This is a genomic window from Buttiauxella sp. B2, assembly GCF_006376615.1.
Lineage (GTDB): Bacteria > Pseudomonadota > Gammaproteobacteria > Enterobacterales > Enterobacteriaceae > Buttiauxella.
The window spans coordinates 126,759-151,736 of record NZ_VEXQ01000004.1 but is presented as its reverse complement, the minus strand read 5'-3'; the positions used below and the strand labels follow the sequence as shown (position 1 = coordinate 151,736).

Annotated in this window: 20 protein-coding genes; 10 read left to right on the top strand and 10 right to left on the bottom strand. The window is 49.7% G+C overall.

Features of this window, described 5'->3' with window-relative positions:
* The first annotated feature begins 1 nt into the window (after nt 1).
* Complete coding sequence (locus FH968_RS07280; protein WP_139878583.1) at nt 2-1,024, top strand: HoxN/HupN/NixA family nickel/cobalt transporter; 1,023 nt, start codon at nt 2-4, stop codon at nt 1,022-1,024.
* A 41-nt stretch (nt 1,025-1,065) separates the two neighbouring features.
* Here FH968_RS07280 and avtA read toward each other — a convergent pair whose 3' ends face one another.
* Nucleotides 1,066-2,319, bottom strand: a complete 1,254-nt coding sequence (gene avtA / locus FH968_RS07275; RefSeq protein WP_139878475.1) for a valine--pyruvate transaminase — start codon at nt 2,317-2,319, stop codon at nt 1,066-1,068.
* Nucleotides 2,320-2,496: 177 nt separating this feature from the next.
* On the bottom strand, nt 2,497-4,515 hold the full coding sequence (locus FH968_RS07270) for an alpha-amylase (RefSeq protein WP_139878474.1): 2,019 nt from the start codon (nt 4,513-4,515) through the stop codon (nt 2,497-2,499).
* A 315-nt stretch (nt 4,516-4,830) separates the two neighbouring features.
* Between FH968_RS07270 and FH968_RS07265 the strand changes: the two genes are divergently transcribed.
* Nucleotides 4,831-5,679: a protein bax gene (locus FH968_RS07265; protein ID WP_139878473.1), complete on the top strand. Its 849-nt coding sequence runs from the start codon at nt 4,831-4,833 to the stop codon at nt 5,677-5,679.
* 80 nt (nt 5,680-5,759) lie between these two features.
* On the opposite strand, the gene xylR is transcribed toward FH968_RS07265, so the two are convergent.
* The 4 genes from xylR to xylF all read right to left on the bottom strand — a co-directional run bounded on the left by xylR (nt 5,760) and on the right by xylF (nt 10,785).
* Entirely contained in the window at nt 5,760-6,938 is a 1,179-nt protein-coding gene (gene xylR, locus FH968_RS07260; protein ID WP_139878472.1) for a D-xylose utilization transcriptional activator XylR, read from the bottom strand.
* Nucleotides 6,939-7,031: 93 nt separating this feature from the next.
* On the bottom strand, nt 7,032-8,213 hold the full coding sequence (gene xylH, locus FH968_RS07255; RefSeq protein ID WP_139878471.1) for a xylose ABC transporter permease XylH: 1,182 nt from the start codon (nt 8,211-8,213) through the stop codon (nt 7,032-7,034).
* Nucleotides 8,191-9,732 (bottom strand): xylose ABC transporter ATP-binding protein, encoded by a 1,542-nt coding sequence (locus FH968_RS07250; protein ID WP_139878470.1) that lies wholly within the window; start codon nt 9,730-9,732, stop codon nt 8,191-8,193. The genes xylH and FH968_RS07250 overlap by 23 nt, the downstream gene beginning before the upstream one ends.
* A gap of 60 nt (nt 9,733-9,792) precedes the next feature.
* Nucleotides 9,793-10,785: a D-xylose ABC transporter substrate-binding protein gene (gene xylF, locus FH968_RS07245; protein ID WP_139878582.1), complete on the bottom strand. Its 993-nt coding sequence runs from the start codon at nt 10,783-10,785 to the stop codon at nt 9,793-9,795.
* 367 nt (nt 10,786-11,152) lie between these two features.
* Between xylF and xylA the strand changes: the two genes are divergently transcribed.
* From xylA to FH968_RS07225, 4 genes are all read left to right on the top strand, one after another.
* Nucleotides 11,153-12,475: a xylose isomerase gene (gene xylA, locus FH968_RS07240; protein WP_139878469.1), complete on the top strand. Its 1,323-nt coding sequence runs from the start codon at nt 11,153-11,155 to the stop codon at nt 12,473-12,475.
* Between the two features lie 69 nt (nt 12,476-12,544).
* On the top strand, nt 12,545-13,999 hold the full coding sequence (gene xylB / locus FH968_RS07235) for a xylulokinase (protein ID WP_139878468.1): 1,455 nt from the start codon (nt 12,545-12,547) through the stop codon (nt 13,997-13,999).
* Nucleotides 14,000-14,132: 133 nt separating this feature from the next.
* Nucleotides 14,133-14,672 carry a cysteine hydrolase family protein gene (locus tag FH968_RS07230; protein WP_139878467.1) on the top strand — a complete coding sequence of 180 codons (540 nt, stop codon included), beginning with the start codon at nt 14,133-14,135 and terminating at the stop codon, nt 14,670-14,672.
* Nucleotides 14,672-15,589 (top strand): GlxA family transcriptional regulator, encoded by a 918-nt coding sequence (locus tag FH968_RS07225; RefSeq protein WP_139878466.1) that lies wholly within the window; start codon nt 14,672-14,674, stop codon nt 15,587-15,589. Before FH968_RS07230 ends, FH968_RS07225 begins: the two co-directional genes overlap by 1 nt.
* Here FH968_RS07225 and FH968_RS07220 read toward each other — a convergent pair.
* Nucleotides 15,586-16,581 carry an acyltransferase gene (locus FH968_RS07220; RefSeq protein ID WP_139878465.1) on the bottom strand — a complete coding sequence of 332 codons (996 nt, stop codon included), beginning with the start codon at nt 16,579-16,581 and terminating at the stop codon, nt 15,586-15,588. The genes FH968_RS07225 and FH968_RS07220 overlap by 4 nt on opposite strands.
* 262 nt (nt 16,582-16,843) lie before the next feature.
* Here FH968_RS07220 and FH968_RS07215 point away from each other — a divergent pair, with 262 nt between their 5' ends.
* The 4 genes from FH968_RS07215 (at nt 16,844) to FH968_RS07200 (ending at nt 22,088) form a co-directional block, all read left to right on the top strand.
* Entirely contained in the window at nt 16,844-17,161 is a 318-nt protein-coding gene (locus FH968_RS07215; RefSeq protein WP_370451482.1) for a YsaB family lipoprotein, read from the top strand.
* A 108-nt stretch (nt 17,162-17,269) separates the two neighbouring features.
* The gene (gene glyQ, locus FH968_RS07210) at nt 17,270-18,181 is read left to right on the top strand and encodes a glycine--tRNA ligase subunit alpha (protein WP_139878464.1); all 912 of its coding nucleotides are present in this window, start codon (nt 17,270-17,272) and stop codon (nt 18,179-18,181) included.
* 9 nt (nt 18,182-18,190) lie between these two features.
* Nucleotides 18,191-20,260 carry a glycine--tRNA ligase subunit beta gene (gene glyS / locus FH968_RS07205; protein WP_139878463.1) on the top strand — a complete coding sequence of 690 codons (2,070 nt, stop codon included), beginning with the start codon at nt 18,191-18,193 and terminating at the stop codon, nt 20,258-20,260.
* 169 nt (nt 20,261-20,429) lie between these two features.
* Nucleotides 20,430-22,088, top strand: coding sequence for a methyl-accepting chemotaxis protein (locus FH968_RS07200; RefSeq protein WP_139878462.1), 1,659 nt, complete (start codon nt 20,430-20,432; stop codon nt 22,086-22,088).
* Nucleotides 22,089-22,140: 52 nt separating this feature from the next.
* Here the strand turns inward: FH968_RS07200 and uspF are convergent, their stop codons facing one another.
* The 3 genes from uspF to FH968_RS07185 all read right to left on the bottom strand — a co-directional run bounded on the left by uspF (nt 22,141) and on the right by FH968_RS07185 (nt 24,711).
* The gene (gene uspF, locus FH968_RS07195) at nt 22,141-22,575 is read right to left on the bottom strand and encodes a universal stress protein UspF (RefSeq protein WP_139878461.1); all 435 of its coding nucleotides are present in this window, start codon (nt 22,573-22,575) and stop codon (nt 22,141-22,143) included.
* 193 nt (nt 22,576-22,768) lie between these two features.
* A complete protein-coding gene (locus FH968_RS07190; protein ID WP_139878460.1) occupies nt 22,769-23,059 on the bottom strand; it encodes an HTH-type transcriptional regulator in 291 nt (96 codons plus the stop codon).
* Between the two features lie 269 nt (nt 23,060-23,328).
* Entirely contained in the window at nt 23,329-24,711 is a 1,383-nt protein-coding gene (locus FH968_RS07185) for an MFS transporter (RefSeq protein ID WP_139878459.1), read from the bottom strand.
* Nucleotides 24,712-24,978: the final 267 nt, after the last annotated feature.

Below are 24,978 nucleotides of genomic sequence, written 5' to 3'. Positions count from 1 at the left end.
GATGTTATTGCGTGTTCTTCGTGGCAATCCACGTGCCGCAGTTTTACTTGCTGCTTTGGTTGCAGCCAATCTTATCGCCTGGGCATGGGCGCTGGTTTCTTTCCACCACAGCACCGCGCTGATGGCAGCGAGCTTACTGGCCTGGTGCTACGGTCTGCGCCACGCAGTCGATGCCGACCACATTGCAGCAATTGATAACGTCACACGAAAAATGATGCAGCAGGGAAACCGCCCGTTCGGGATTGGAGCCTGGTTCTCGCTCGGCCACTCCAGCATTGTGGTGCTGGCTTCCGTGGCAATCGCTGCGACAGCGGCCGCATTCCAAAGTGATATGGACTGGTTTCATGATGTTGGTGGTGTAATCGGTACCGCAGTTTCGGCGTGTTTCTTGCTGGCAATGGCGTTGGTCAACCTGGTGATTTTACACGGCGTGTGGCGCAATTTCCGTCAGCTAAAACGTGGTGAGTCGCTGTCTGCCGAGGAGATAGACTTTAACGGTGGCGGTATGATGAGCTGGCTTTTCCGCTCCACATTTAAACTTATCAACAAAAGCTGGCACATGTATCTGGTCGGTTTTTTATTCGGCCTGGGCTTTGATACTGCAACGGAAATTGGCGTATTGGGCATTTCTGCCGCCAGTGCTTCAAGCGGGATGTCGATGTGGTCCATTCTGGTGTTTCCGGCACTGTTTGCCAGCGGCATGGCACTGATTGATACTCTCGACAACGTGATTATGGTCGGCGCGTACGGCTGGGCGTTTAGCAAGCCACAGCGCAAGCTCTATTACAATATGACCATCACCGGCACATCCGTTGTTGTTGCGCTGTTTATTGGCGGAATGGAGGCGTTAGGGTTGCTGGCTGATAAATTCGACCTGCATAACGGCTTGTGGAAATGGGTTGATGCGTTGAATGAAAATCTCGGCAATGCGGGCTTTATCGTCGTCGGGCTGTTTATTGTTTGCTGGATTGTGTCGATGCTGAACTACCGCTGGAAAGGGTACGATTCTTTGGTCATCCGCTAAGCGGATAAAGCCTTCTCCTTTCAGAGAAGGCTTTTAATTTTTTACTTCGCTTCAGCCCACGCGCGTTCAATTTCTTCGGCAAGAATCTTCACACCCGCTTCGATTTTGTCAGGCTCTGGCACATAGTTCATGCGCATGCACTGATGCGTGTGCGGCCAGGGTTTATCAAGACCTGGGAAGAAGTAGTCACCCGGCACCATCAATACACCGCGTTTTTTCAGGCGCTGGTAGAGAAGTTCGGTCGAAATCGGCAAATCTTTAAACCAAAGCCAGAGGAAAATCGCACCTTCCGGTTTGTGGATTAGGCAACGTTCAGGCGACAAATAGCGGCGAATGATCGCGATAGTGTCCTGAACACGCTGGTAATAGAACGGTTTGATTACCGTTTCAGACAAACGCAGCAAGTCGTTACGCTTAATCATCTCGCAGGCCATTGCCGGGCCAATGCCACCAGGTGCCAGGCTGATAATCCCGTTCATATTGCTGATAGCAGAGATGATTTTTTCATTCGCGATGATGATGCCGCAGCGGCTACCCGGCAAACCCAGTTTTGACAAGCTCATGCACAGAATGATGTTCGGGTTCCACAGCGGGCGCGCTTCGCTGAAAATAATGCCGGGGAACGGGACGCCATATGCGTTATCAATCACCAGTGGGATGCCGTGCTGATGCGCCAGCGCATCAAGCTTTATCAGCTCCTCATCAGTGATGACGTTGCCGGTCGGGTTGGTTGGGCGCGATACGCAAATCATCCCGGTGTCTGGGCCAATATGCAGATGTTCAAAATCTACGTGGTACTTAAACTGGCCTTCTGGCAGCAGCTCAATATTCGGGCGCGTCGAGACAAACAAGTCTTCTTCAAGGCCTGAATCCGCATAACCGATGTATTCTGGAGCTAGCGGGAATAACACTTTTTTAGTGCTGCCATCCGCGTAACGGCCTGCGAACAGGTTAAACAAGTAGAAAAATGCACTCTGACTGCCATTTGTCAGTGCAATATTCTGCGGGGCAATATCCCAACCTAATTCTGTGCGCAGCATATCCGCAAGCGCATCGAGTAACTCACTTTTCCCCTGCGGGCCATCGTAATTGCACAGGGCATCGGTCATTTTCCCGTTTGCCAGCATGTCTGCCAGCAGTTCCTGGAAGTAGTCGTTCATCGCAGGAATTTGTGCAGGATTACCGCCACCGAGCATGATTGCTCCAGGTGTGCGTAGGCCGTCGTTAAGATCCTCCATCAGGCGTGTGATGCCTGCATGGCGGGTAAATTTGTCGCCGAAAAGTGAAAACGTCATAACCTAAATCTGTCTTTGACTATCAAAAGAGGCTAACCATAACGCCGGAGAAGACGTGGTGCAAACGCATTAAGGATAGCCTCTATTCGGTAATATGCTGTGTATTTACGGTTAAGCAGCACATCATGTCGTTGAAAATTTCAACCCTCTCTCTGGTGAAAGAGCCAGGGTGAGGGTCTACTGATTACCTGCCCACACCACCATCACTTTGTCATCGCCTGATGCCCGGCTAAAACCATAGCCTTGCTTCATGTTCAGCGTGTTCTGTTGACCCGCGCCGATTGCCTGATGGCGGGCGCGGAACTGGCTAATTTTCTGCCAGTGCGAAAGAGTTGCCAGGTTTTGCCCCCAATTCATATCGGAACGCGTTCCCTGAAGCGGGTCAGAACCGGTCGGGCCAAACGGGCGCTCAGTCTCATCGCCATAGAAAATCTGTACGGCACCAGGTGCGAGTAATAACAGCTCCGCTGCACGTTGGCCGCCTTCGCGGAACAAGCGAGTATCGTGCGAGGAAAGATAGCTAAGAACGTTAAAATCCTGCAACCTGGTCGACATTTGCTGCCAGGTGAGATCCATATCAGCCAGGCAATTAACCGCTTTTGCTGCCTGCTCCTGGTAATCAAAATTGATCATCGCGTCAAAGCCGCTGGTGTAGTAGTCACTTTTCATCACGCCGTGACCCCAGGATTCACCAGTCATCCAGAATGGTGCGTCATCTAACTTCTTCTGTGGGTTAGCTTTTTTCCATTCGGCCAGCGCGCTAACAGACTGCTCTTTAAGCTGTTGCCAACCCGCTTTCTCGACATGTTTTGCCGTGTCCACCCGGAAACCGTCAATACCGTAATCGCGAACCCACTGGCTGAGCCAGTGAGTCAGATAATCTCTTACGGTGTAATCCGCAATCTCTTTGGCGTGGGTATCAGGTTTATGACGATAAAAAATCGGCAACTCCGCAGGTTGCGTGGACTCCGTTTTTAAGTCTGGCAGGAAGGCGAGCGACATCGTTAAATCATCAAAACTAGGGCTGTCGTAGTTGCCAATATCGGTACGGATCCAATTTTTCCCCCACCAATTTTGCCAGGCAGCGCTGTCACTGAAGTTAATGTAATCATTGAAGGTGTGCCAGCTTTGGCCGGGACCTGGCTTCCAATCAGTCCAGTGCTTACCGAGCGTTTTTGTTAATTCATCGCCTTTGAGGTACAACGCACCAAACTGATATTCCTGCATGTCAGCAAGCGTTGCATAACCCGTATGGTTCATCACAATGTCGAACAAAATGCGAATACCGCGTTTGTGGGCTTCATCCACAAGCTGGCGCAGTTCATCCTCGGTGCCCATATTGGCGTCGAGTTTTGTCCAGTCCATCGTGTAGTAACCGTGGTAAGCGTAATGCGGGAAATCCCCTTTCGTACCACCGCCAACCCAACCGTGGATTTGTTCCAACGGCGAGCTAATCCACAGTGCATTCACGCCCAGTTGCTGAAGATAATCGAGTTTGTGGGTTAAACCGGCCAGGTCGCCGCCGTGGAATGTCCCAATTTCCTGCATACCATCTTTGTGGCGGCCATAGCTGTTATCGTTTTTCGGGTCGCCATTTTCAAAACGGTCAGTCAGCACAAAATAGACAGTGGCGTTATGCCAGCTAAACGGCGCTGCCTGTTTAGTCGTGGCTGATTCCAGAAGTAGCAGGCCGTTGCTGTTCGCCGCAGGCATCAGGGTAATCTGGCCTTGTTTTACCGTTGCCGTCGCACCGCTGTAGAAATCGCGCACCTCGCGACCTTCAGGGAAGGTTTTGCTGACATCTACCGTAAGTGGTTTGCCATCCCATTTTGGGCACTGCCGAGTCACATCAACCGGTGCTGCTTGTGCCTCGCTGTGCACACTTAGGCTAAGAGTAGGGGTGCCACTGCGCGTATCAATGTGTATCTGATATTCACCTTCACGAAACAAGCGCCAGACAGGAGCTTCTCCCTCACAAGGTTTCAGCGAAAGTGCCTGATTGAGCTTGATGGATTCTGCGGGTTGCCAACAGGCCTGGTCGAGTTTTAGGGTCAACGGCAGCGTACCTTTCGCAAGTTTTGCGTGGCTCACAAATAGACCTGGATTTTGCTCTTTAAACGCCGGTAAGCCGGATAATGACCAGGCTGCCTGCACAAGACCAGGGAACAAAAGAAATAGCAGAGGTAGTGTTTTCATAGGGTTAAGCCCGTGATTATCTTTTATACAGTGTGCCACTGTTTTATATCGCGGAGTTCATCCCAAAGCGGGTTATACGGGGAGGAGATAATAGGGTGAGTGATGGCGTTATCAGTTTGCTCAAATATGAGATAACTATCGCATATTACGACATTTTTTATCGTCATAAGAAGATCGTACGTGACTTCATTTAGGAATCGGATTATTTCTTTTGGTGCTCTGGAAGGTTATTTTTGATAGTATTCGCCTTTACTTCATTCGATTACTTTTGACAATTAAGGCATAAGAGACATATCGATTCGACCAGGAGATCCAATGATATCAACCCCAATCCGACGATTTGGGGCCGCGATACTCATGTTACTGACCTTCAGTTTTTCAGCTGGGGTATTAGCAAGTAAACATGAGCCAAAATCGCATAAAGCCCATTTAGTTACGACAAAAAATACAGCAACAAAAAGCACGACGACACAAAGTAAGAAACTGGCAAGTAGTAAGAAAGAGTATTCTCGCAATAGTGAAATTGCATCGCTCCCTGATTTGCGAAAATACCCTTCCGGAACACCTAGAAAAAAAGCGTTTCTCCGGACGGTCATGCCATATATTACTACTCAAAATGCAGCGATCACCGCAGACCGTAACTGGTTGGTTTCTAAGCAATATGAGAAACGCTGGTCACCGTCAGAGCGTACGCGTATGAAGGATATTACTAAACGCTATAAAATTGCGTGGAATGGTAATACGAATCGCGTGCCGTGGAACCAATTGATGGAAAAAGTCGACATCATTCCTACCAATATGGTGGCAACGATGGCCGCAGCCGAAAGTGGCTGGGGTACGTCTAAACTTGCACGTAGTAATAACAACTTGTTTGGTATGAAGTGTAGCAAGCGGCATTGCAACAGCGAACCAGGCAAAGTTAAAGGCTATTTGCATTACGATTCAGTTAATGAAGGCGTTAACGCTTACGTTACAAATCTGAATACGCATCCAGCCTATAAATCTTTCCGTAAATCACGCGCTCAATTGCGTAAAGCGGATCAAGAAGTGACAGCCAGCAATATGATTCATAAGCTGAAAGGGTATTCCACGAGGGGAAGTAGCTATAACAACTTCCTATTTGCGATGTACCAATCCAATCAGCGTTTTATGGCACCGAACTAATTAATTAAAATAGAATGTTAATAATAAGTAATAATTCACGCCTTCAATTAGAAGGCGTTTTTTTATCAAAAATTCAGTCGTTACACCAGTATTTCACTGTGCCTCTCACGATGTTCCTTCGGCGTTGCGTCATACTCCTTTTTGAACACCGAATAGAAATATTGTAGCGAAGGGTAACCGCACATCTGCGATATTTCATTGATAGACAAAGACGTAGACACCAGCAGGCTGCGCGCTTTTTCTAGCTTTTCGGCATGAATCATCGCATGAATTGTTTCGCCGACTTCCTCTTTAAAACGCTTCTCAAGATTCGAGCGAGAAATCCCCACCGCATCCAACACTTGTTCAACTTTAATGCCTTTACAAGCATGGTTGCGTATGTAGTGCATCGCCTGAATGACCGCGGGATCATGCAAAGAGCGATAATCTGTTGAACGTCTTTCGACCACTCGCACCGGTGGAACCAGAACGCGCTGTAAGGCCAGGGGTTCATTGTCCATTAAACGGTGCAACAGTTTGGCAGCCTGATAACCCATCTGCCTGGTCCCCTGCGCCACCGACGAAAGTGCGACCCGAGACAGATATCGGGTCAATTCTTCGTTATCAATCCCAATCACGCAGAGCTTTTCCGGCACTGGAATATGCAGATGTTCGCAAACTTGCAGCAGATGCCGTGCACGGGCATCTGTTACAGCAATAATCCCGGTTTGTGGAGGCAATGTTTGCACCCAGTCCGCCAGCCGGTTTTGCGAGTGTTGCCAGTTTTCTGGCGCTGTCTCTATCCCCTGATAAACCACGCCACGATACTTTTCTTTCACCACGAGTTGGTTAAAAGCATATTCGCGTTCCATAGCCCAGCGCTTGCCGCTTGAGTTTGGTAACCCGTAGAAGGCAAAACGCTGAACGCCTTTCTCCTTGAGATGCAAAAATGCGCTTTCCACCAATGCGTGGTTATCAGTCGCAATGTAATGCACTGGCGGATAATGCTCAGGTAAGTGATATGAGCCACCGATACCGACAATCGGCACGTCTGCTCCCGCTAGCAGGCGCTGGATTTCTGCATCATCAAAATCGGCAATCACACCATCACCCAACCACTCCTTGATGTTGTCGATGCGGGCACGAAAATCTTCTTCAATAAAAATATCCCACTCAGATTGAGACGCCTGCAAATATTCGCCAACCCCTTCCACTACCTGGCGGTCGTAGGCTTTATTGGCATTGAATAACAACGTAATGCGATGACGTTTCTCAAACATGTTTGTTTCCTGATAACAAAACCTTAAATGCAATATCACAACCGTAGCAATGCCGGGAAAACAAACCCCGGCATTGTGATCATTTGCACATTCTTATGCTCTGCGTTTCGTTGCCGAATCCATCCATACCGCCAGTAATAAAATTGCCCCTTTTACGATGTACTGCCAAAACGTGGGCACGTCCATCATGCTCATTCCGTTATCCAGCGAGGCCATGATAAATGCGCCCATCACCGCACCAGCAACACTCCCAATGCCGCCAGCGAGGCTCGTTCCACCAATCACACATGCAGCAATTGCATCAAGTTCGGCAATGTTTCCGGCAGACGGAGAACCGGCTCCCAGACGCGAGCTGAGAATCAAACCTGCAATGGCAACCATCAGGCCATTTATGGCAAATACTGCCAGTTTGGTGCGCTCAACATTAATACCAGAAAGGCGTGCTGCTTCGATATTGCCGCCAATCGCATAAATGCGCCGCCCAAACGCGGTGCGGGTCGCCATAAACATTCCCGCCAGCAGTAATAACGTGAGGATCAGCACCGGCGTTGGCACACCACGATAGTCATTAAGTAACCAGATAGCGCCAAGCACGATAACTGCCGTGATAGCCTGCCGCCCTACTGCACCTGTAGATGCAGGCGTTGCCAACCCAAGCGCCTGGCGACGAGTGCGCATCCGCCATTGCCACGCAACAAACATGACAAGGCCTAACGTACCAATCCCAAATCCGATACCGTCTGGCAGGTAGCTTTGTCCGATTTGCGACATTGCGGCACTGGTTGGCGAAACAGTGGTGCCGTTGGTAATACCTATCAACACGCCGCGAAACGCCAACATTCCAGCAAGTGTGACGATAAACGACGGTACTTTTCGGTATGCCACCCACCAACCATTCCACGCGCCCAGCAGCAACCCGAGGACGAGCGTTACGGCAATCGTGAGTGGCAATGGCCAACCTAACCAAACATCAAAAATTGCTGCTACACCGCCCAGTAAACCCATCATCGAGCCGACTGAAAGATCAATTTCTGCTGAGATAATGACGAACACCATGCCCACTGCCAATATTCCGGTAATCGCGGTTTGGCGCAGCAGGTTAGACACATTTCGGGCACTAAGATAAGCGCCTTCAGTCGTCCAGGTGAAAAACAGCATGATCACGACAATGGCTGCAATCATGACAAAAACCTGCAAATTGAGCGCCCGTAAGCCTGCAAAAGGTGAAGCTGTGGGTGCCGTTAGTTTCATTTCAGACTGATTGCTTTTCGACATGCTTTTCACTCCTCAGTGCGGCTTCCATGACTTGCTCCTGGGTCAGGTTGTGGTTAATCAGGTCAGCTTTGATTCGCCCCTCATGCATCACCAGCACTCTGTCGCTCAGACCGAGTACTTCTGGCAATTCTGATGAGATGACAATGACTGCAATTCCTTGCTGAACCAATTGATTGATAAGTTTGTAGATTTCATACTTCGCGCCAATATCAATGCCGCGAGTTGGTTCATCCAGAATCAGGATGCGCGGATTGAGCAGCAAGCAACGCGCAAGAATCGCTTTTTGCTGATTACCGCCACTCAAGCGGCCAATCGCCAGCTCTGGCGACGAGGTTTTTACTTTCAGCCGTTGAAGTGATTGCAGGATGCAGTTTTGTTCGGCGGCGTCATCAAGGTGAGTCAGCGCGCCTGAAAATTGGCTTAATGCGGCAAGCGTAATATTTTGCCCCACAGCCATTACCGGTACGATGCCATCTTTTTTACGATCTTCGGGTACCATCGCAATACCATGAGCAATAGCTTGCTGGCAGTTACGGATAGCAACCTGCTTGTTTTCAATGAAAATACGGCCTTCGGATTTCCCAGGCCAGACGCCAAACAAACACTGCACCGCTTCAGTTCTCCCTGCGCCAACCAGCCCTGCAATCCCCAGAATTTCGCCTTTATGCAGTGAAAACGAAATATCGTTCACTCGTTTGATATTCCGGTTAACCGGATGCCAGGCGGTGAGATGCTCAACACGCAGAATTTCATCGCCCATCTGGTGTGGCTCATTGGGATAGAGCGCTGTTAGCTCACGCCCCACCATCATGGTGATAATGTCTTCTTCACGCATTAATTCGGCATCGCGGGTGCCAATTGGCTGCCCGTCGCGGATAACACAGATGGTATTGGAAATGGCTTTAACTTCATTGAGCTTGTGGGAGATATAAATACAGGCGATGCCATGGGCTTGCAGATCACGAATAATCGCTAACAGTACCGCCGTTTCTTGCTCGGTGAGCGAGGCTGTGGGTTCATCCAGAATCAGCAAGCGCACCTGTTTATTCAGTGCCTTGGCAATTTCGACAAGCTGTTGCTGCCCAAGCCCCAGTGAACCGACACGGGTATCTGGCGAAATATTTAAGCTCACCTGTGCCAGCAGCTTTTGGCAACGGAGCGTCATGCTGTCGTAATCCAATACACCATATTGGGATAACTCAGCACCAAGGAAAATATTCTCAAGCACCGTCAGATGCTTAACTAACGCTAGCTCCTGGTGAATGATTGCAATGCCTTTGCGTTCGGTGTCGCGGATATGGCTCGCCTGGAGTTTTTCACCGGCAAACCAAATTTCACCTTCGTAACTACCGTAAGGATAAATGCCGCACAGCACTTTCATCAGCGTGGATTTGCCCGAACCATTTTCCCCGCAAAGTGACATCACTTCACCGGTATCAACAGCCAGACTGACGTTATCTACGGCCTTCACGACGCCAAAGGCCTTGGTGATATTTTTCATTTCCAGTAAATAAGGCATAGCCCCTCCTTTACCTGTTAAGGGTGGGTTTCGCCCGTGGCAAAGCACGGGCGCAGTGGGCTATAGCTCGTTCTTTTTGTGGAAACCGTCAGCCACGACGGTGCTATCGATATTGGTTTTATCTACTTCGATTGGCGTCAACAGCCGTGAAGGGACATCTTTCATACCATTATTTAATACGGCATCCGAAGCAGGTTTTTTACCCTCACCTAATTCCACGGCTATTTCAGCAGCCGTATTCGCAAGCTTGGTGATTGGCTTGTATACCGTCATGGTTTGCGTGCCAGCAATAATACGTTTCACCCCGGCTAAATCCGCATCCTGCCCGGAAATCGCGACTTTCCCCGCTAAACCTTGCGCGCTTAATGCCTGAATAGCACCTCCAGCCGTCGCATCGTTTGATGCTACAACAGCATCAATTTTGTTATTGTTAGCCGTCAGCGCATTTTCCATAATTTTCAAAGCGTTTTCAGGTAACCAACCATCGGCCCATTGATCACCGACGACTTTTATTTTCCCGCTATCAATATAAGGTTTTAATACCTTCATCTGCCCTTCGCGGAATAATTTGGCATTATTATCAACAGGAGAACCTCCCATTAAGAAATAATTACCAGAAGGTACTTTATTAACAATACTTTGCGCCTGAAGCTCGCCCACCTTTTCATTATCAAAAGAGATGTAATAATCAATATCAGCATTATTAATCATGCGATCGTAAGCTAATACTTTTATCCCTTCTCTTTTCGCTTCTGCAATCACATTGCTTAATACCTGGCCGTTGTAAGGAATAATGACTAACACATCGACGCCGCGGTTAATCATGTTTTCGATTTGCGACATTTGCGTTTCTTCGTTGCCGTTGGCGGATTGCACAAACACTTTCGCGCCCAATGACTCTGCTTTTTTAACAAAAATATCGCGATCTTTTTGCCAGCGTTCGAGGCGCAAATCATCAATCGCCATGCCGATTTTTACTTCTTTGGCGATACCGCTGATGCTGGTTAGGACAAGTGAGGCGCACAACGTTAGTAAGAGGTTCTTAATCTTCATTTTTATACCTGTAGGGTGGGGATTAATCGGATTAAAAATTATTAACATCTGTTGACCAAGGGCAATTGTTATCTGCGAATAGCATTCCAGCAATTACAGATTTTTATCTTCCCATTACGTTTTTTTGTTTAATTGTTAATTTATGATGGCGATCGAATTTTAAATTAACAATCTCACTCGTTGCGTTATTTATTGGAATAACGCTCGGTATCTTTATTTTATTAATTTCAGCATTTTTGCGAGGCGGCGCACATTTGAGCATTCTCTTAATCGCAGTGTGAAATAACGTAATTGAGCAATGGCCGAGGAAAATACAGGATGGTTGCAGAATCGCTTACTTGCCGTTCCCCTGATTATGGAGTCAATTATGCAAGCCTATTTCGACCAACTTGACCGTGTCCGTTTTGAAGGCACTAAAACTACCAATCCACTGGCATTCCGCCACTATAACCCGGACGAAATCGTTCTGGGCAAACGTATGGAAGAACACCTGCGTTTTGCGGCATGTTACTGGCATAACTTCTGCTGGAACGGTGCAGATATGTTCGGTGCCGGTTCTTTTGAACGCCCATGGCAGCAAGCAGGTGATGCATTAGGCCTGGCAAAACTTAAAGCCGATGTGGCCTTCGAATTCTTCCAGAAGCTCAACGTACCGTACTACTGCTTCCACGATGTGGATGTTTCACCAGAAGGGTCATCGCTGAAAGAGTATCTGAATAACTTCGCGCAAATGACTGACGTGCTGGCACAAAAACAGCAAGAAAGTGGTGTTAAGTTACTGTGGGGTACCGCCAACTGCTTTACCCATCCTCGCTACGGTGCGGGTGCTGCGACAAATCCAGATCCAGAAGTTTTCTCCTGGGCGGCAACTCAGGTCGCCACTGCGATGAATGCCACTCACAAACTGGGTGGTGAAAACTACGTGTTGTGGGGTGGCCGTGAAGGTTATGAATCCCTGCTCAATACAGACCTGCGTCAGGAACGCGAGCAAATTGGCCGCTTCTTGCAGATGGTAGTTGAGCACAAACACAAAATTGGTTTCCGTGGCACGCTGCTTATTGAACCAAAACCGCAAGAACCTACCAAGCATCAGTACGATTACGATGTCGCCACGGTTTATGGCTTCCTGAAACAGTTTGGTCTGGAAAAAGAGATCAAAGTAAATATTGAAGCCAACCACGCAACGCTTGCAGGCCACTCGTTCCATCATGAAATTGCCAGCGCGATTGCTCTGGGTATCTTCGGCTCAGTCGATGCCAACCGTGGTGATCCGCAATTGGGTTGGGATACCGACCAGTTCCCAAACAGCGTTGAAGAAAACTCACTGGTGATGTACGAAATCCTGAAAGCGGGTGGATTCACCACTGGTGGCCTGAACTTTGATGCCAAAGTTCGTCGCCAGAGCACCGATAAGTACGATCTGTTCTATGGTCATATTGGTGCGATGGATGTTATGGCGCTGTCACTGAAAATTGCTGCACGCATGATTGAAGACGGTGAGCTGGATAAGCGCGTCGCAAAACGTTATGCCGGTTGGAATGGTGAAGTAGGCCAGCAAATTCTGAAAGGGCAAATGTCGCTGGCTCAAGTTGCGCAGTACGCTGAACAACATAACCTGGCACCGCAGCATCAAAGCGGACATCAGGAGTTGCTGGAAAATCTGGTCAACCATTACCTGTTTGATAAATAAATTATCTGTACGGTAAATAGTCATCCCAGCGCCACGTTTATCGTGGCGTTGTTATAAGGAGCGCTCAGTATGTATATCGGAATCGACCTCGGAACATCGGGTGTGAAGGCTATTTTGCTTGGAGAGCAAGGCGAAGTGCTGGCTTCACAAACTGAAACGCTGGCAGTGTCACGTCCACACCCTTTGTGGTCAGAGCAAGATCCAGATCACTGGTGGCAAGCCACTGACCGGGCGATGAAAGCACTCGGTGAGCAGCATTCCCTGCAAGATGTGAAAGGGCTAGGGATTGCTGGGCAGATGCACGGCGCCACACTGCTTGATAACCAGCAGCAGGTTTTACGCCCGGCTATTTTATGGAACGACGGCCGCTGTGGTGAAGAGTGCGCGCTGCTCGAAGCAAGCGTTGCCGATTCACGCAAAATTACTGGCAACCTGATGATGCCAGGTTTCACTGCACCAAAACTACTGTGGGTGAAACGCCACGAACCCGAAGTTTTCGCGCAAATAGACAAGGTTCTGTTGCCAAAAGATTACCTGCGTTTGCGTATGACCGGTGTTTTTGCAAGCGATATGTCCGATGCCGCAGGAACCATGTGGCTGGATGTCGCGAAGCGAGACTGGAGCGACAAAATGCTCGATGCCTGTCAGTTAAGCCGCCAGCAAATGCCTGATTTATACGAAGGCAGTGAAATTACTGGCACGCTAAAAGCTGTAGTCGCACAAGCATGGAACATGCCCGCAGTCCCCGTGGTTGCAGGCGGTGGTGACAACGCAGCAGGTGCCGTTGGCGTGGGTATGATGGACGTTGGGCAAGCGATGCTATCGCTTGGCACATCTGGCGTATATTTCGCCGTCAGTGATGGCTTCCGTAGTCAGCCAGAGAGCGCCGTTCATAGCTTTTGCCACGCATTGCCGAACCGCTGGCATTTGATGTCCGTGATGCTGAGCGCCGCATCGTGCCTGAGCTGGGCTGCGACACTTACCGGGTTGGGTACAGTTCCTGCGTTGCTAGCCGCCGCCGAAAAAGCCAATAAAGATGCCGGAGATGTCTGGTTCCTGCCCTATCTTTCTGGTGAGCGCACACCACACAATAATCCGCAGGCAAAAGGTGTTTTCTTCGGTCTGACTCATCAGCATGGCCCCGCAGAACTTGCCCGCGCAGTGCTCGAAGGTGTGGGGTATGCCCTGGCAGATGGCATGGACGTGGTGCATTCCTGCGGCGTCACACCGCAAAGTGTCACGCTAATTGGTGGCGGAGCCCGAAGCCCTTACTGGCGACAAATGCTGGCGGATATCAGTGGGCAAACGCTGGATTATCGCACTGGTGGTGATGTTGGCCCGGCTCTCGGTGCAGCACGGCTCGCGCAAATCGCCATGTCTCCCGAGAAGCCTTTGCAGTCACTTCTTCCGCAGTTACCGCTTGAGCAACAACATAAGCCAGATATGGCACACCATGAACGTTACAAAGCGCGCCGCAAAGTGTTTCACCAGATTTATCAGCAACTGTTGCCGTTGATGTCTTGATGGTTTTCCCTCTCTCTTCACGGAGAGAGGGAAAGTTAGTCCCAATTCACCCTCACCTTGTCCGTTTTTGGTATTAGCAACAATGCAAACCCTTGTCACAATGGATTCATACCCACTGATGAGGAGTCCGAAAATGTCCCGTTCCGCATTGATTAATATCGACACGCAGCAATCGTTTTTTCATCGTGATTACTGGCAAGAAGACGATTTTCCAGCATTCCAACAGGCCATTTCACGGCTAATTTCCGGCTGCCAGGACTTGCAAATTCCGGTGGTGGATATCTTCCATGTTGACGATCAAGGCCCATTTTCAATGGCTTCCGGCTACGTTAAAGCAATGCCTTTCTTACAGCATCAAGCTGATATGACGTTTCATAAACACGTTCATAATGCGTTTACTGATACTGGACTCGATTTGTGGCTGCGCCAGCGCGACATTAATCATCTGATTATCTGCGGGATTCGGACTGAACAATGTTGCGAAACTACCACGCGAGTCGCGTCCGATTTAGGTTATCGTGTTTCATTTGTAAGCGAGGCGATGCTCACCTTCCCGATGAGTTGGAAAGGCGTTACGCTGGATACTGCAACCCTACGCCATCGTACTGAAACGGTGCTGGCAGGGCGTTTTGCGGAAGTTCAAACCGTTGCTGAATGCCTGGAGTCAAAATAGTGAGTATTGGGGTCTGGTTCGTTGTATTACCTGGTGTGTTGTCTCTCGACCTGACTGGCCCGGCGGAAACACTGGTGCTAGCAGGAGACGCATTCCATTTGCATTTTATCGGCCCGGACCCACAAGTAACCACTTCAATCGGGCTTAACTTTTCTGGCATCGAACCGCTGCCAGAAAGTTTCCCTGCCGGCAGTCTGTTGGTGCTGCCTGGCGTTTGCGATTCAAACCGCTTTTTTGATACTCCACAGGCTGAGTTAGTACGACGTTGGCTGACACGCCTGCAACCGCAAATCCACAGCCAACAACTCAATTTAATGTGCGTCTGCTCCGGTTCGCTGCTGGCCGCAAAAGCCGGACTAATGAACGGTATGCAATGCACTACGCATCACGATGTTCTGGAAAGACTACGTGCCGCAGCGCCCACCGCGCAGGTAAAAGACAATCGAATTTTTGTTGAAGACCGAGGCGTCTGGACGAGCGCAGGCATTACATCTGGCATCGATTTGTCGCTGCATCTTATCAACCGTTACTGCGGGCCAAAAGCCGCGTTGGATGTCGCTCGCGAGATGGTGGTGTGGTTTCGTCGTTCCGGTGATGACCCGCAATTATCGCCGTGGCTGCGCTATCGCAACCACATTCATCCCGCGGTACATCGCGCTCAAGATTTACTCTCAGCCATGCCTGAATCAGCGTGGAATGTGCAAGATATTGCCGACAAAGTTCACGTCAGTTCACGCCATTTATCGCGGCTTTTTCAGCAACACTTAGGGATTTCAGTGCGGGATTATCTGGAGCAATTACGCCTGGCGGTAGCCGAACAGCGTTTATTACAAGGCCAACGCATGGAGCAGGCGGCGGTTGCTGCGGGGTTTTCTTCCCCGCGCCAATTACACCGCGCTCGGGCTCGTAACGCTTAACTCACCATTTTCCGGGTATCGATGCGCTGCAAAGCCATTGAAAGCAGTAAACTTCCTGCAAGCGTGGCACCGAAAATCCACAAAATATCCAGTACGGGCGAGCGGGTTATCTGGTAACCATGGGTGCGCAAGAAGTGGATAATCAGCGCGTGAAAGCCGTAAATGCCCAGTGAATGCTGTGAAATTAATGTCAGCCCCGGCAATGGGCGACCATTCAGGCAATTTTTTACTAATACCAACAAGCTAATCGCGGCGATAAATACCAGCGGCCCACAATAAACATAAAAGGTATCGGCAAAATTACCGTTCACTTCTAGTTGATGACGCGTGCCAGTCGAAATAGAAAAAATACACAGTGCGAATAAACCCACAGCCAGCCCGCTAATCCAGCGCTTATCCGTTTCCAGCATACCAATTGCACGACCCAGTAAGCCGTAGAGCACGTAATAAAACGTATCGCCGCGAATATATAAATTGATCGGTAGCCATTTCACGCCGTCTAACGTTTGCGGCACAGTATTGGGATTGGCAACCACGCCGAGCAACACCATCAACCCCAAAATCACCGTCGCATTCACCTTCTTAACCTGAATCAGTGGCGAAAGCAGGTAAATAACCATGATCGCGAAGAAAAACCACAGGTGATAAAACACTGGTTTTTGTAGGATGTAGCGCAGCGAAAGACCGGCGTTGATGGGGGTCAGTAACTTGATATAGATGAGCGCAATCACGCTATAAAACAGCAAGCATGTAACGATACGCAAAAAGTGGCGCTGCTGCGCGCTGCGCTCGCCAAAAAACAGATAACCTGAAATCATGAAAAAGAGCGGGACGCTCACACGAGAAGCCGAGTTCAGCACGTTCGACAAGTCCCAACTAAATGGAGTGACAATATTCGCGTTGGTGATGTACCAGGTCGTGGTGTGGATCATCACTACCATCAGGCACGCAATTCCACGCAAATTATCAATCCAGTTAATTTTCTGCTGCATTCGTTCCTCTGAGGTTTTGAACGGGTATTAATCTGAGTTTGCATTTGCCCTCTTGCCAGGTACAGACTGGGTTTGCAGAATGCGAAATACCTGTTAATGATTGAATTAACCCTAAATAATTCGAGTTGTGGGTAGGCGGCCAAGGAGCTTATCCCCAGGAGCTTACTTTAGTAAGTGACTAGGGTAAGTGAGTGCAGCCAACACCCCCACAACTTGAAGTATGACGGGTATAACAATAACGATTTTAACGTACAGACAACTAATGATGATGCCAAAGATAAAAAATAGCCGCTGGGTTCTGGTGAGTGCCGCCCTCTTATTAAGTGCCTGTAGTTCGCACGAGCAACAACCACAGTACGCGCAAGTCGCCCAGCATCCTGCGATTGAGGGCGAAGCGATGATAGAAACCTGCAAGCAAGAAGCAGCTCATCGCTACAATACGCGCGCTCAGCGCATCAGCGTTGTTGATTTTAAACAGTATCAAGGAAGCTACGAGATTCTAGGCAGCACGACTCGCCGGGAAGGATTCACCTGCTCTTTCGACGAAAACGGCCAATTTTTACACCTTTCGACGGCATAAAGCCGCAACACAAAGCAAACGCACGCGGATTCGGGCTGTTTATCTTGCACTCAACAGGTATACTGACCGCTTCCCTTTTTAACCCTCTCGAACGCGTGCGAAATCAACATGCAAAAGTTTGATACCAAGACCTTTCAAGGCCTGATCCTGACTTTACAGGACTACTGGGCTCGCCAGGGCTGCACCATTGTTCAACCTTTGGACATGGAAGTCGGCGCCGGCACCTCTCACCCAATGACCTGCCTACGGGCTTTAGGGCCAGAGCCGATGGCGACTGCTTATGTGCAGCCATCTCGCCGCCCTACCGATGGCCGTTACGGTGAAAACCCAAACCGCTTACAGCACTACTATCAGTTCCAGGTGGTGATCAAGCCTTCTCCTGACAACATTCAGGAGCTGTATCTTGGGTCGCTAAAAGAGCTGGGTATGGACCCAACTATTCATGACATTCGCTTCGTAGAAGACAACTGGGAAAACCCAACGCTGGGTGCCTGGGGTCTGGGTTGGGAAGTGTGGCTTAACGGCATGGAAGTGACACAGTTCACTTACTTCCAGCAAGTTGGCGGCATGGAATGTAAGCCTGTTACCGGTGAAATCACTTACGGCTTAGAGCGTCTGGCGATGTACATCCAGGGCGTAGACAGCGTTTACGATCTGGTATGGAACGACGGTCCGCTGGGTAAAACCACTTATGGCGACGTGTTCCATCAGAACGAAGTTGAGCAATCAACCTACAACTTCGAACACGCCGATGTGGATTTCCTGTTCTCCTGCTTCGAGCAGTATGAGAAAGAAGCACAGCATCTGCTGGCGCTGGAAAACCCACTGCCGCTACCTGCTTACGAACGCATTCTGAAAGCCGCGCACAGCTTTAACCTGCTTGATGCTCGTAAGGCCATCTCGGTTACCGAACGTCAGCGCTACATTCTGCGTATTCGTACTCTGACGAAAGCTGTGGCTGAAGCCTATTACGCTTCTCGTGAAGCGCTTGGCTTCCCGATGTGCAATAAGAACAAATAAGAGGCTGCCATGTCTGAAAAAACTTTTCTGGTGGAGATTGGCACTGAAGAGCTGCCACCAAAAGCCCTGCGCAGCCTGGCGGAATCCTTTGCTGCGAACGTCACTGCAGAACTGGATGCGGCAAACCTCGCTCACGGCGAAGTAAAATGGTTTGCGGCTCCACGTCGTCTGGCACTGAAAATTTCTAACCTGGCTGATTCGCAGCCAGACCGTGAAGTTGAAAAACGTGGCCCAGCAATTTCTGCCGCATTTGACGCAGAAGGCAAGCCAAGCAAAGCCGCTGAAGGTTGGGCTCGTGGCTGTGGCATCACGGTTGACCAAGCTGAACGTCTGGCAACAGACAAAGGCGAATGGTTGATGTACCGCGCTCACGTTAAAGGTGAAAGTGCGCACGCACTGCTGCCTGCAATGATCGCGACAGCGTTGACCAAGCTGCCAATTCCAAAATTGATGCGCTGGGGTGCAAACGACACGCACTTTGTGCGACCGGTTCACACTGTAACCCTGCTGCTGGGCGACGAAGTCATTCCGGCAACCATTTTGGGGATTCAGTCCGACCGTGTTATTCGCGGTCACCGCTTTATGGGCGAGCCAGAATTCACTATCGATAATGCCGATCAGTACCCTGAAATTCTGCTGGAACGCGGCAAAGTTGTTGCTGACTACGAGCAGCGTAAAGCGGTAATCAAAGAAGGCGCTGAAGAAGCGGCTCGCAAAATTGGTGGTAACGCCGATCTGAGCGAAAGTCTACTGGAAGAAGTGACTTCTCTGGTGGAGTGGCCGGTGGTTCTGACTGCGAAATTCGAAGATAAATTCCTTGCCGTTCCTGCGGAAGCGCTGGTTCACACCATGAAAGGTGACCAGAAATACTTCCCAGTTTATGGCAACGACGGCAAACTGCTGCCGAACTTTATCTTTGTCGCCAACATTGAGTCAAAAGACCCAATTCAGATTATCTCTGGTAACGAAAAAGTTGTGCGTCCACGTCTGGCGGATGCCGAGTTCTTCTTCAATACCGACCGCAAAAAGCGCCTGGAAGATAATCTGCCGCGTCTGGAAACCGTTCTGTTCCAACAACAGCTCGGTACGCTACGCGACAAAACCAACCGCATCGAAGCTCTTTCAGGCTGGATTGCCGGTCAGATTGGCGCAGATGTAAACCACGCAACGCGTGCAGGTTTGCTGTCCAAATGCGACCTGATGACCAACATGGTGTTCGAGTTTACGGACACTCAAGGCGTGATGGGCATGCACTATGCACGTCACGACGGCGAAGCCGAAGACGTAGCTGTTGCGCTGAACGAGCAATATCAGCCACGTTTTGCGGGCGATGAACTGCCGTCTAACCTGGTTGCTTGCGCCGTGGCTATTGCCGATAAGATGGATACCCTCGCGGGCATCTTTGGTATCGGTCAGCATCCGAAAGGCGACAAAGACCCGTTTGCTCTGCGTCGTGCAGCGCTCGGTGTTCTGCGCATTATCGTTGAGAAAAACCTGCCGCTAGACTTGCAAACGCTGACCGAAGAGGCCGTGCGCCTTTACGGCAGCAAGCTGACCAACCAGAAGGTTGTCGACGAAGTCATCGACTTTATGCTGGGCCGTTTCCGCGCCTGGTATCAGGAAGAAGGTCACAGTGTGGATACCATCCAGGCCGTGCTGGCTCGTCGTCCAACCAAACCAGCAGATTTCGATGCTCGTATGAAAGCGGTTTCCCACTTCCGTACGCTAGAATCCTCATCTGCACTGGCGGCTGCTAACAAGCGTGTTTCCAACATTCTGGCGAAGTCAGACGTAACGTTGAACGACCACGTTCATGCCTCCGTTCTGAAAGAACCTGAGGAAATCCGTCTGGCAACTCACATGGTTGTGCTGCGCGATAAGCTGGAACCATTCTTTGCTGAAGGCCGCTACCAGGAAGCGCTTGAAGAATTAGCTAACCTGCGCGAGCCGGTAGATGCGTTCTTCGATAAGGTGATGGTTAACGCAGAAGAGACAGAGCTGCGCATCAACCGCCTGACGCTGCTGTCCAAACTGCGTGAGCTGTTCTTGCAGGTTGCAGATATTTCTCTGCTGCAATAAGTTCGCTGCTGTTATCTAAAACCCGCTACGGCGGGTTTTTTTTCGCCAACTATTTACTCTGCGTTATCAATGTACTAACCGCTAACCCGTGCCTGGGTGATTAAAGTAAAAATTTACAAACCCGATAATAACTAAAAGAAAACTCATTCCTACAGGCGCGCCGCACACCATGAAAAATATCAAAGTTATAACGGGGATCATCATCACTCTGAGCATTTTCAGCGTGTTATTGCTGGTTACCGGCTCGCTGTATTACTCCTCTGTCAGTAACGACAGGCAAAACTTCCAACACACAGGGCAATTGAACTATCAACAGCAACAGCTCGGTGGCAGCTTCCAGACGCTGGTGCAAACCCGCGTCACCATCAACCGTGTAGCCATTCGTATGCTGAAGAATCAGCGCGATCCCGCAGCCCTGGAAGCAATGAACAAACTGCTGGCGAACGCGACAACATCGCTTGGTGAGGCAGAAAAATACTTCACTAACTATAAAGAGTCGCCACACGTTGATGGCCAGGATGAAGCCATCGATGATCAGGCCGCAGTGCATTACCAGAAGATGCACGACGTGTTACAGCAATCCATCGCGTTCCTGCGTGCGGATAACTATGAAGCCTATGGCAACCTGGATGCTCAGCAGGCGCAAGACGACATGAAAGCGATTTACGACCAGTGGCTGACACATAACACCGCGTTGCTACAGACAGCCAGTGAAGAAAACCAGCGAAGCTTTACCAGCATGCAATGGACATTGGGTGCGATTCTGCTGATTGTCATTGCGGTGATAGTCCTTATCTGGCTCGGATTACAGCGTGTGTTGCTGCGCCCGTTGCAGAATGTGATGGAGCACATTGGCGCTATTGCTGAAGGCGACCTTACCCGACGCATTGATACCGAAGGGCGCAGTGAAATGAGTAAACTCGCCGCAGGCCTGAACGTGATGCAGCAATCCCTGGTGCGCACCGTCAGCACCGTACGCGACAACGCTGATTCTATCTACACCGGGGCAAGTGAAATCTCTGCCGGGAGCAGCGACCTTTCTTCGCGTACCGAACAGCAAGCCGCCTCGCTGGAAGAGACTGCCGCCAGCATGGAACAACTCACCGCCACAGTGAAACAGAATACCGACAACGCACGCCAGGCCACGCATCTTGCGAAGAACGCCTCGGATACCGCGTTAAAAGGTGGCCGTGTAGTAGATAGCGTGGTCAGCACCATGAACGAAATTGCCGAAAGCTCAGAGAAGATTGTTGATATCACAAGCGTTATTGACGGAATCGCGTTCCAGACTAATATTCTGGCGCTGAACGCCGCGGTGGAAGCTGCACGTGCGGGTGAGCAAGGGCGTGGTTTTGCCGTCGTAGCCGGGGAAGTGCGAACGCTGGCTAGCCGTAGCGCTCAGGCTGCGAAAGAAATTAAAGTGCTGATTGAAAACTCAGTTTCCCGTATTGACACTGGTTCAAATCAGGTTCGCGAGGCGGGCGATACCATGAAAGAGATTGTTTCTGCCGTCACACGCGTCACAGACATTATGAGCGAAATTTCATCGGCGTCTGATGAGCAGAGTAAAGGCATCGAACAGGTTGCGCAGGCGGTTTCAGAAATGGACAGCGTCACACAGCAAAACGCCTCTTTAGTTGAAGAATCTGCGGCAGCAGCAGCGGCACTTGAAGACCAGGCCAGCCAGTTACGTCTGGCTGTTGCCGTGTTCCGAATCGAGCACAAGACAAAACAGGAAATTGCGCCTCCAGCCCAGAAATCGCGTGTAAAACCGGCATCGTTGAAGCAGCAGCCCGTGGCTTCTGATACAAACTGGGAAACGTTCTAGCAAATGATAACCCCGCTTCATCTGAGCGGGGTTTTTTCTAACCTTTAACTACTCAACGTACAACCAACACCGAACATTTTGCATGACGAACCACGGCTGCAGCGTTTGAACCAAGCAGATAGGTAGACATGCTCGGTCTGTGGGAAGCAAGAATAATCACATCCGCATCAATATCTTCTGCCAGTTGCAAGATATGATCTTTCGGCGTGCCGCTTAACACATGCTTTTCAACCCGATCGCCAGGAAGATTAAACTTAGCGACAATTGCGCTCAGTGTTTCCATGGCAGCGGCTTCCCTTTCTCTGGCATCCGGTGCAATCGAAGCATAACCCAGGCCATAAGAGGCAAAATAGGTATAGTCAGGAATAACCGCGAGGAAGTGAATAGTGGCGTCGGTCTGCTTTGCATAGCCTTCCACATGGGGGATAACTTGTTCTGTCAGTTCCATTTCGGAAATATCGATAGGAACCAGGATTTTCTTAGACATACAATCTCCTTTTGCTTTGTGTGTTAATAACCCTCTCTAAGTTATGGATTAAATCTGCAGTTTCGGGAGTGACACAGGTCAGGTTTTCGGACATTACCGCTTCGTTTCATACTATTTACTTAGCGTTCAGAAACGACAAACCCCGCATCTGAGCGGGGTTCTGGTTCAAGCAATAAGAGTACAAAGTACAAAATCATTCCATCAACTGCTTACTGAGTGTTGGATTCGCTTGCATTAAGCGCATCAACTTCAGCTCGGTATTGGAGGGTCTGAGTCGTTTTGATTCCCACTCCTGTACCATATTAACGCTAACGCCCATCGCACGGGCAAAGTCATCAATTTTAAGCCCGGTACTTTTTCTCAGCTGTTCAAATTCAGAAAATGCATTGGGCTTATCGTTAAGAGCCATCGTTTGCTGTTTATCTTTAAAAACGATCTGTTCAAGGTTGCTGAGTAGCTCAAACATTGGGTCTTTATATTCCATCGAAAACTCCTCATAAATCACACATTGACCTCGTGAACGGTAAGAAGCCTATTAAGAGTAGTTCGAAAAAAAGCGTGCCGATGGTTTCGAGACTAACTATTTTCCGGTGGGATAAGGCTTATGCGTTTCAGCAAAAAAACTAAGCGGCATAAGGAATTGAAAAGCCTGCGGAGTGCGGAGATGGGTATAAATTTGTAAATGGTTATGCGTTTTATACAAAACGGCGGGACTTACCCGCCGGAACACTTACTGGAACAGCAGATTTACCATCATGCTTTTTGCGTAACTTTATCCAGCTCGTGATTATCTGCGCGTTTTTCACCCGGAGTGCGAAGGTTTGCCCAGGATTTCACCATCAGCGCGGCCGCCGAAATCACCGCTGGAATGGCCAGCAACATGAAAATGGTTTTGAACGACAGTTCGGCTTGCATCAGGAATGCGCCACTAAATGCCCCCAAAATTCCGCCAAAACGCCCAAGACCTAACATCCACGCCACGCCCGTTGCACGCCCCTGAGTTGGGTAGAATCCTGCCGCCAACGCAGGCATGGAAGATTGTGCACCGTTCATGATAGTCCCAGCGATAAACACCATCACACCCATCAGTACAAGGCTTGAGGTTGAGAACCCCACCAAGCAAACGAATAGGCCTGTCAGCAAATATCCCACCGCGACGACTTTGTTCGGATTCAACTTGTCCATTAGCGCGCCAATTATCAGAACGCCAATGCCGCCACCCAGCGGGAACAACGCAGTGATAATCGAGGCTTGGCTCAGCGTTGCGCCCGTTTCACGAATCAACAGCGGCAACCAACTGGTCAGGAGATAGAAAATCAGCAGGCCCATGAAATAGGTCAGACACAGCATTAAGGTTCCCACCAGATAACGCGGCGAGAAAATCACGCCAAGCGCGGTTTTATCTTTCATATGACCGCCCACTTCGTTAAGCACGAAGCGCAGGTTTTCACCTGATGGCAGCGGCGCGATACGGCGCAGAATAGTTGCGATGTCTTTCTGCGGCTTATGCTTCACCACCAGATAACGTGCCGATTCCGGTAACCAAATCATCAGCACGACCGAGAGAATAAGCGGCATCACGCCACCCAGAACCAGAACGCTCTGCCAGCCGTAGTGCGGGATCATCCACGCGGAGACAAAACCGCCCATCGAAGAGCCAATCGGGAAGCCAACAAACATCAGGTTCACCAGCAAAGCACGTTTTCGTTCTGGTGCGTATTCAGACATCAGCGTTGCAGCGTTGGGCATGGCTGCACCAAGGCCAAGGCCGGTCAGGAATCGCAGTAAGGCGAGTGAAGTCAGGCTTGTGGCAAAAGCTGTCAGCAAGCTAAAGCCACCGAACACCAGAATCGACAACACCAGCACCTTTTTACGCCCGATGCGGTCAGCCATCGGCCCTGCAGTTAATGCCCCCACAGCCAGCCCGACAAGTGCCGCGCTCATCACCGGGCCAAGGTCAGATTTCTGTACGCCCCATTCCTGCACCAGGTCAGAGGCGATGAAACCAATGATTGCGGTATCGAATCCATCCAACGCCACGGTGATGAAACAAAGGACGAGGATCATCCACTGGTATTTCGAAAATCGATTATTGTTTATAAATGCCTGAATATCAGTTGTTGTAGTCTTTGTCATAAGGCAAGTCCTGCAAAAGTAGCAAACTGCGACCAGAGTGTAGGGCGGGCCAAAGTTTGTCGGAGTGAACCTGAATTGTTCGATTATCGAACATTAATTCGTTAATCGTTCGTTAAATCAAACCACTCTGTACGCTATTGGGCAATCATCCGGCAGGTGTTAGTGTGCGATTATCGTACGGATCCAGAAGCCGCTATCTATTTGAATTAAATAAAATGTTTAATATTAATAGTTTGAAAGTAATTTAGTGGGGAGTGGTCGTCGTAG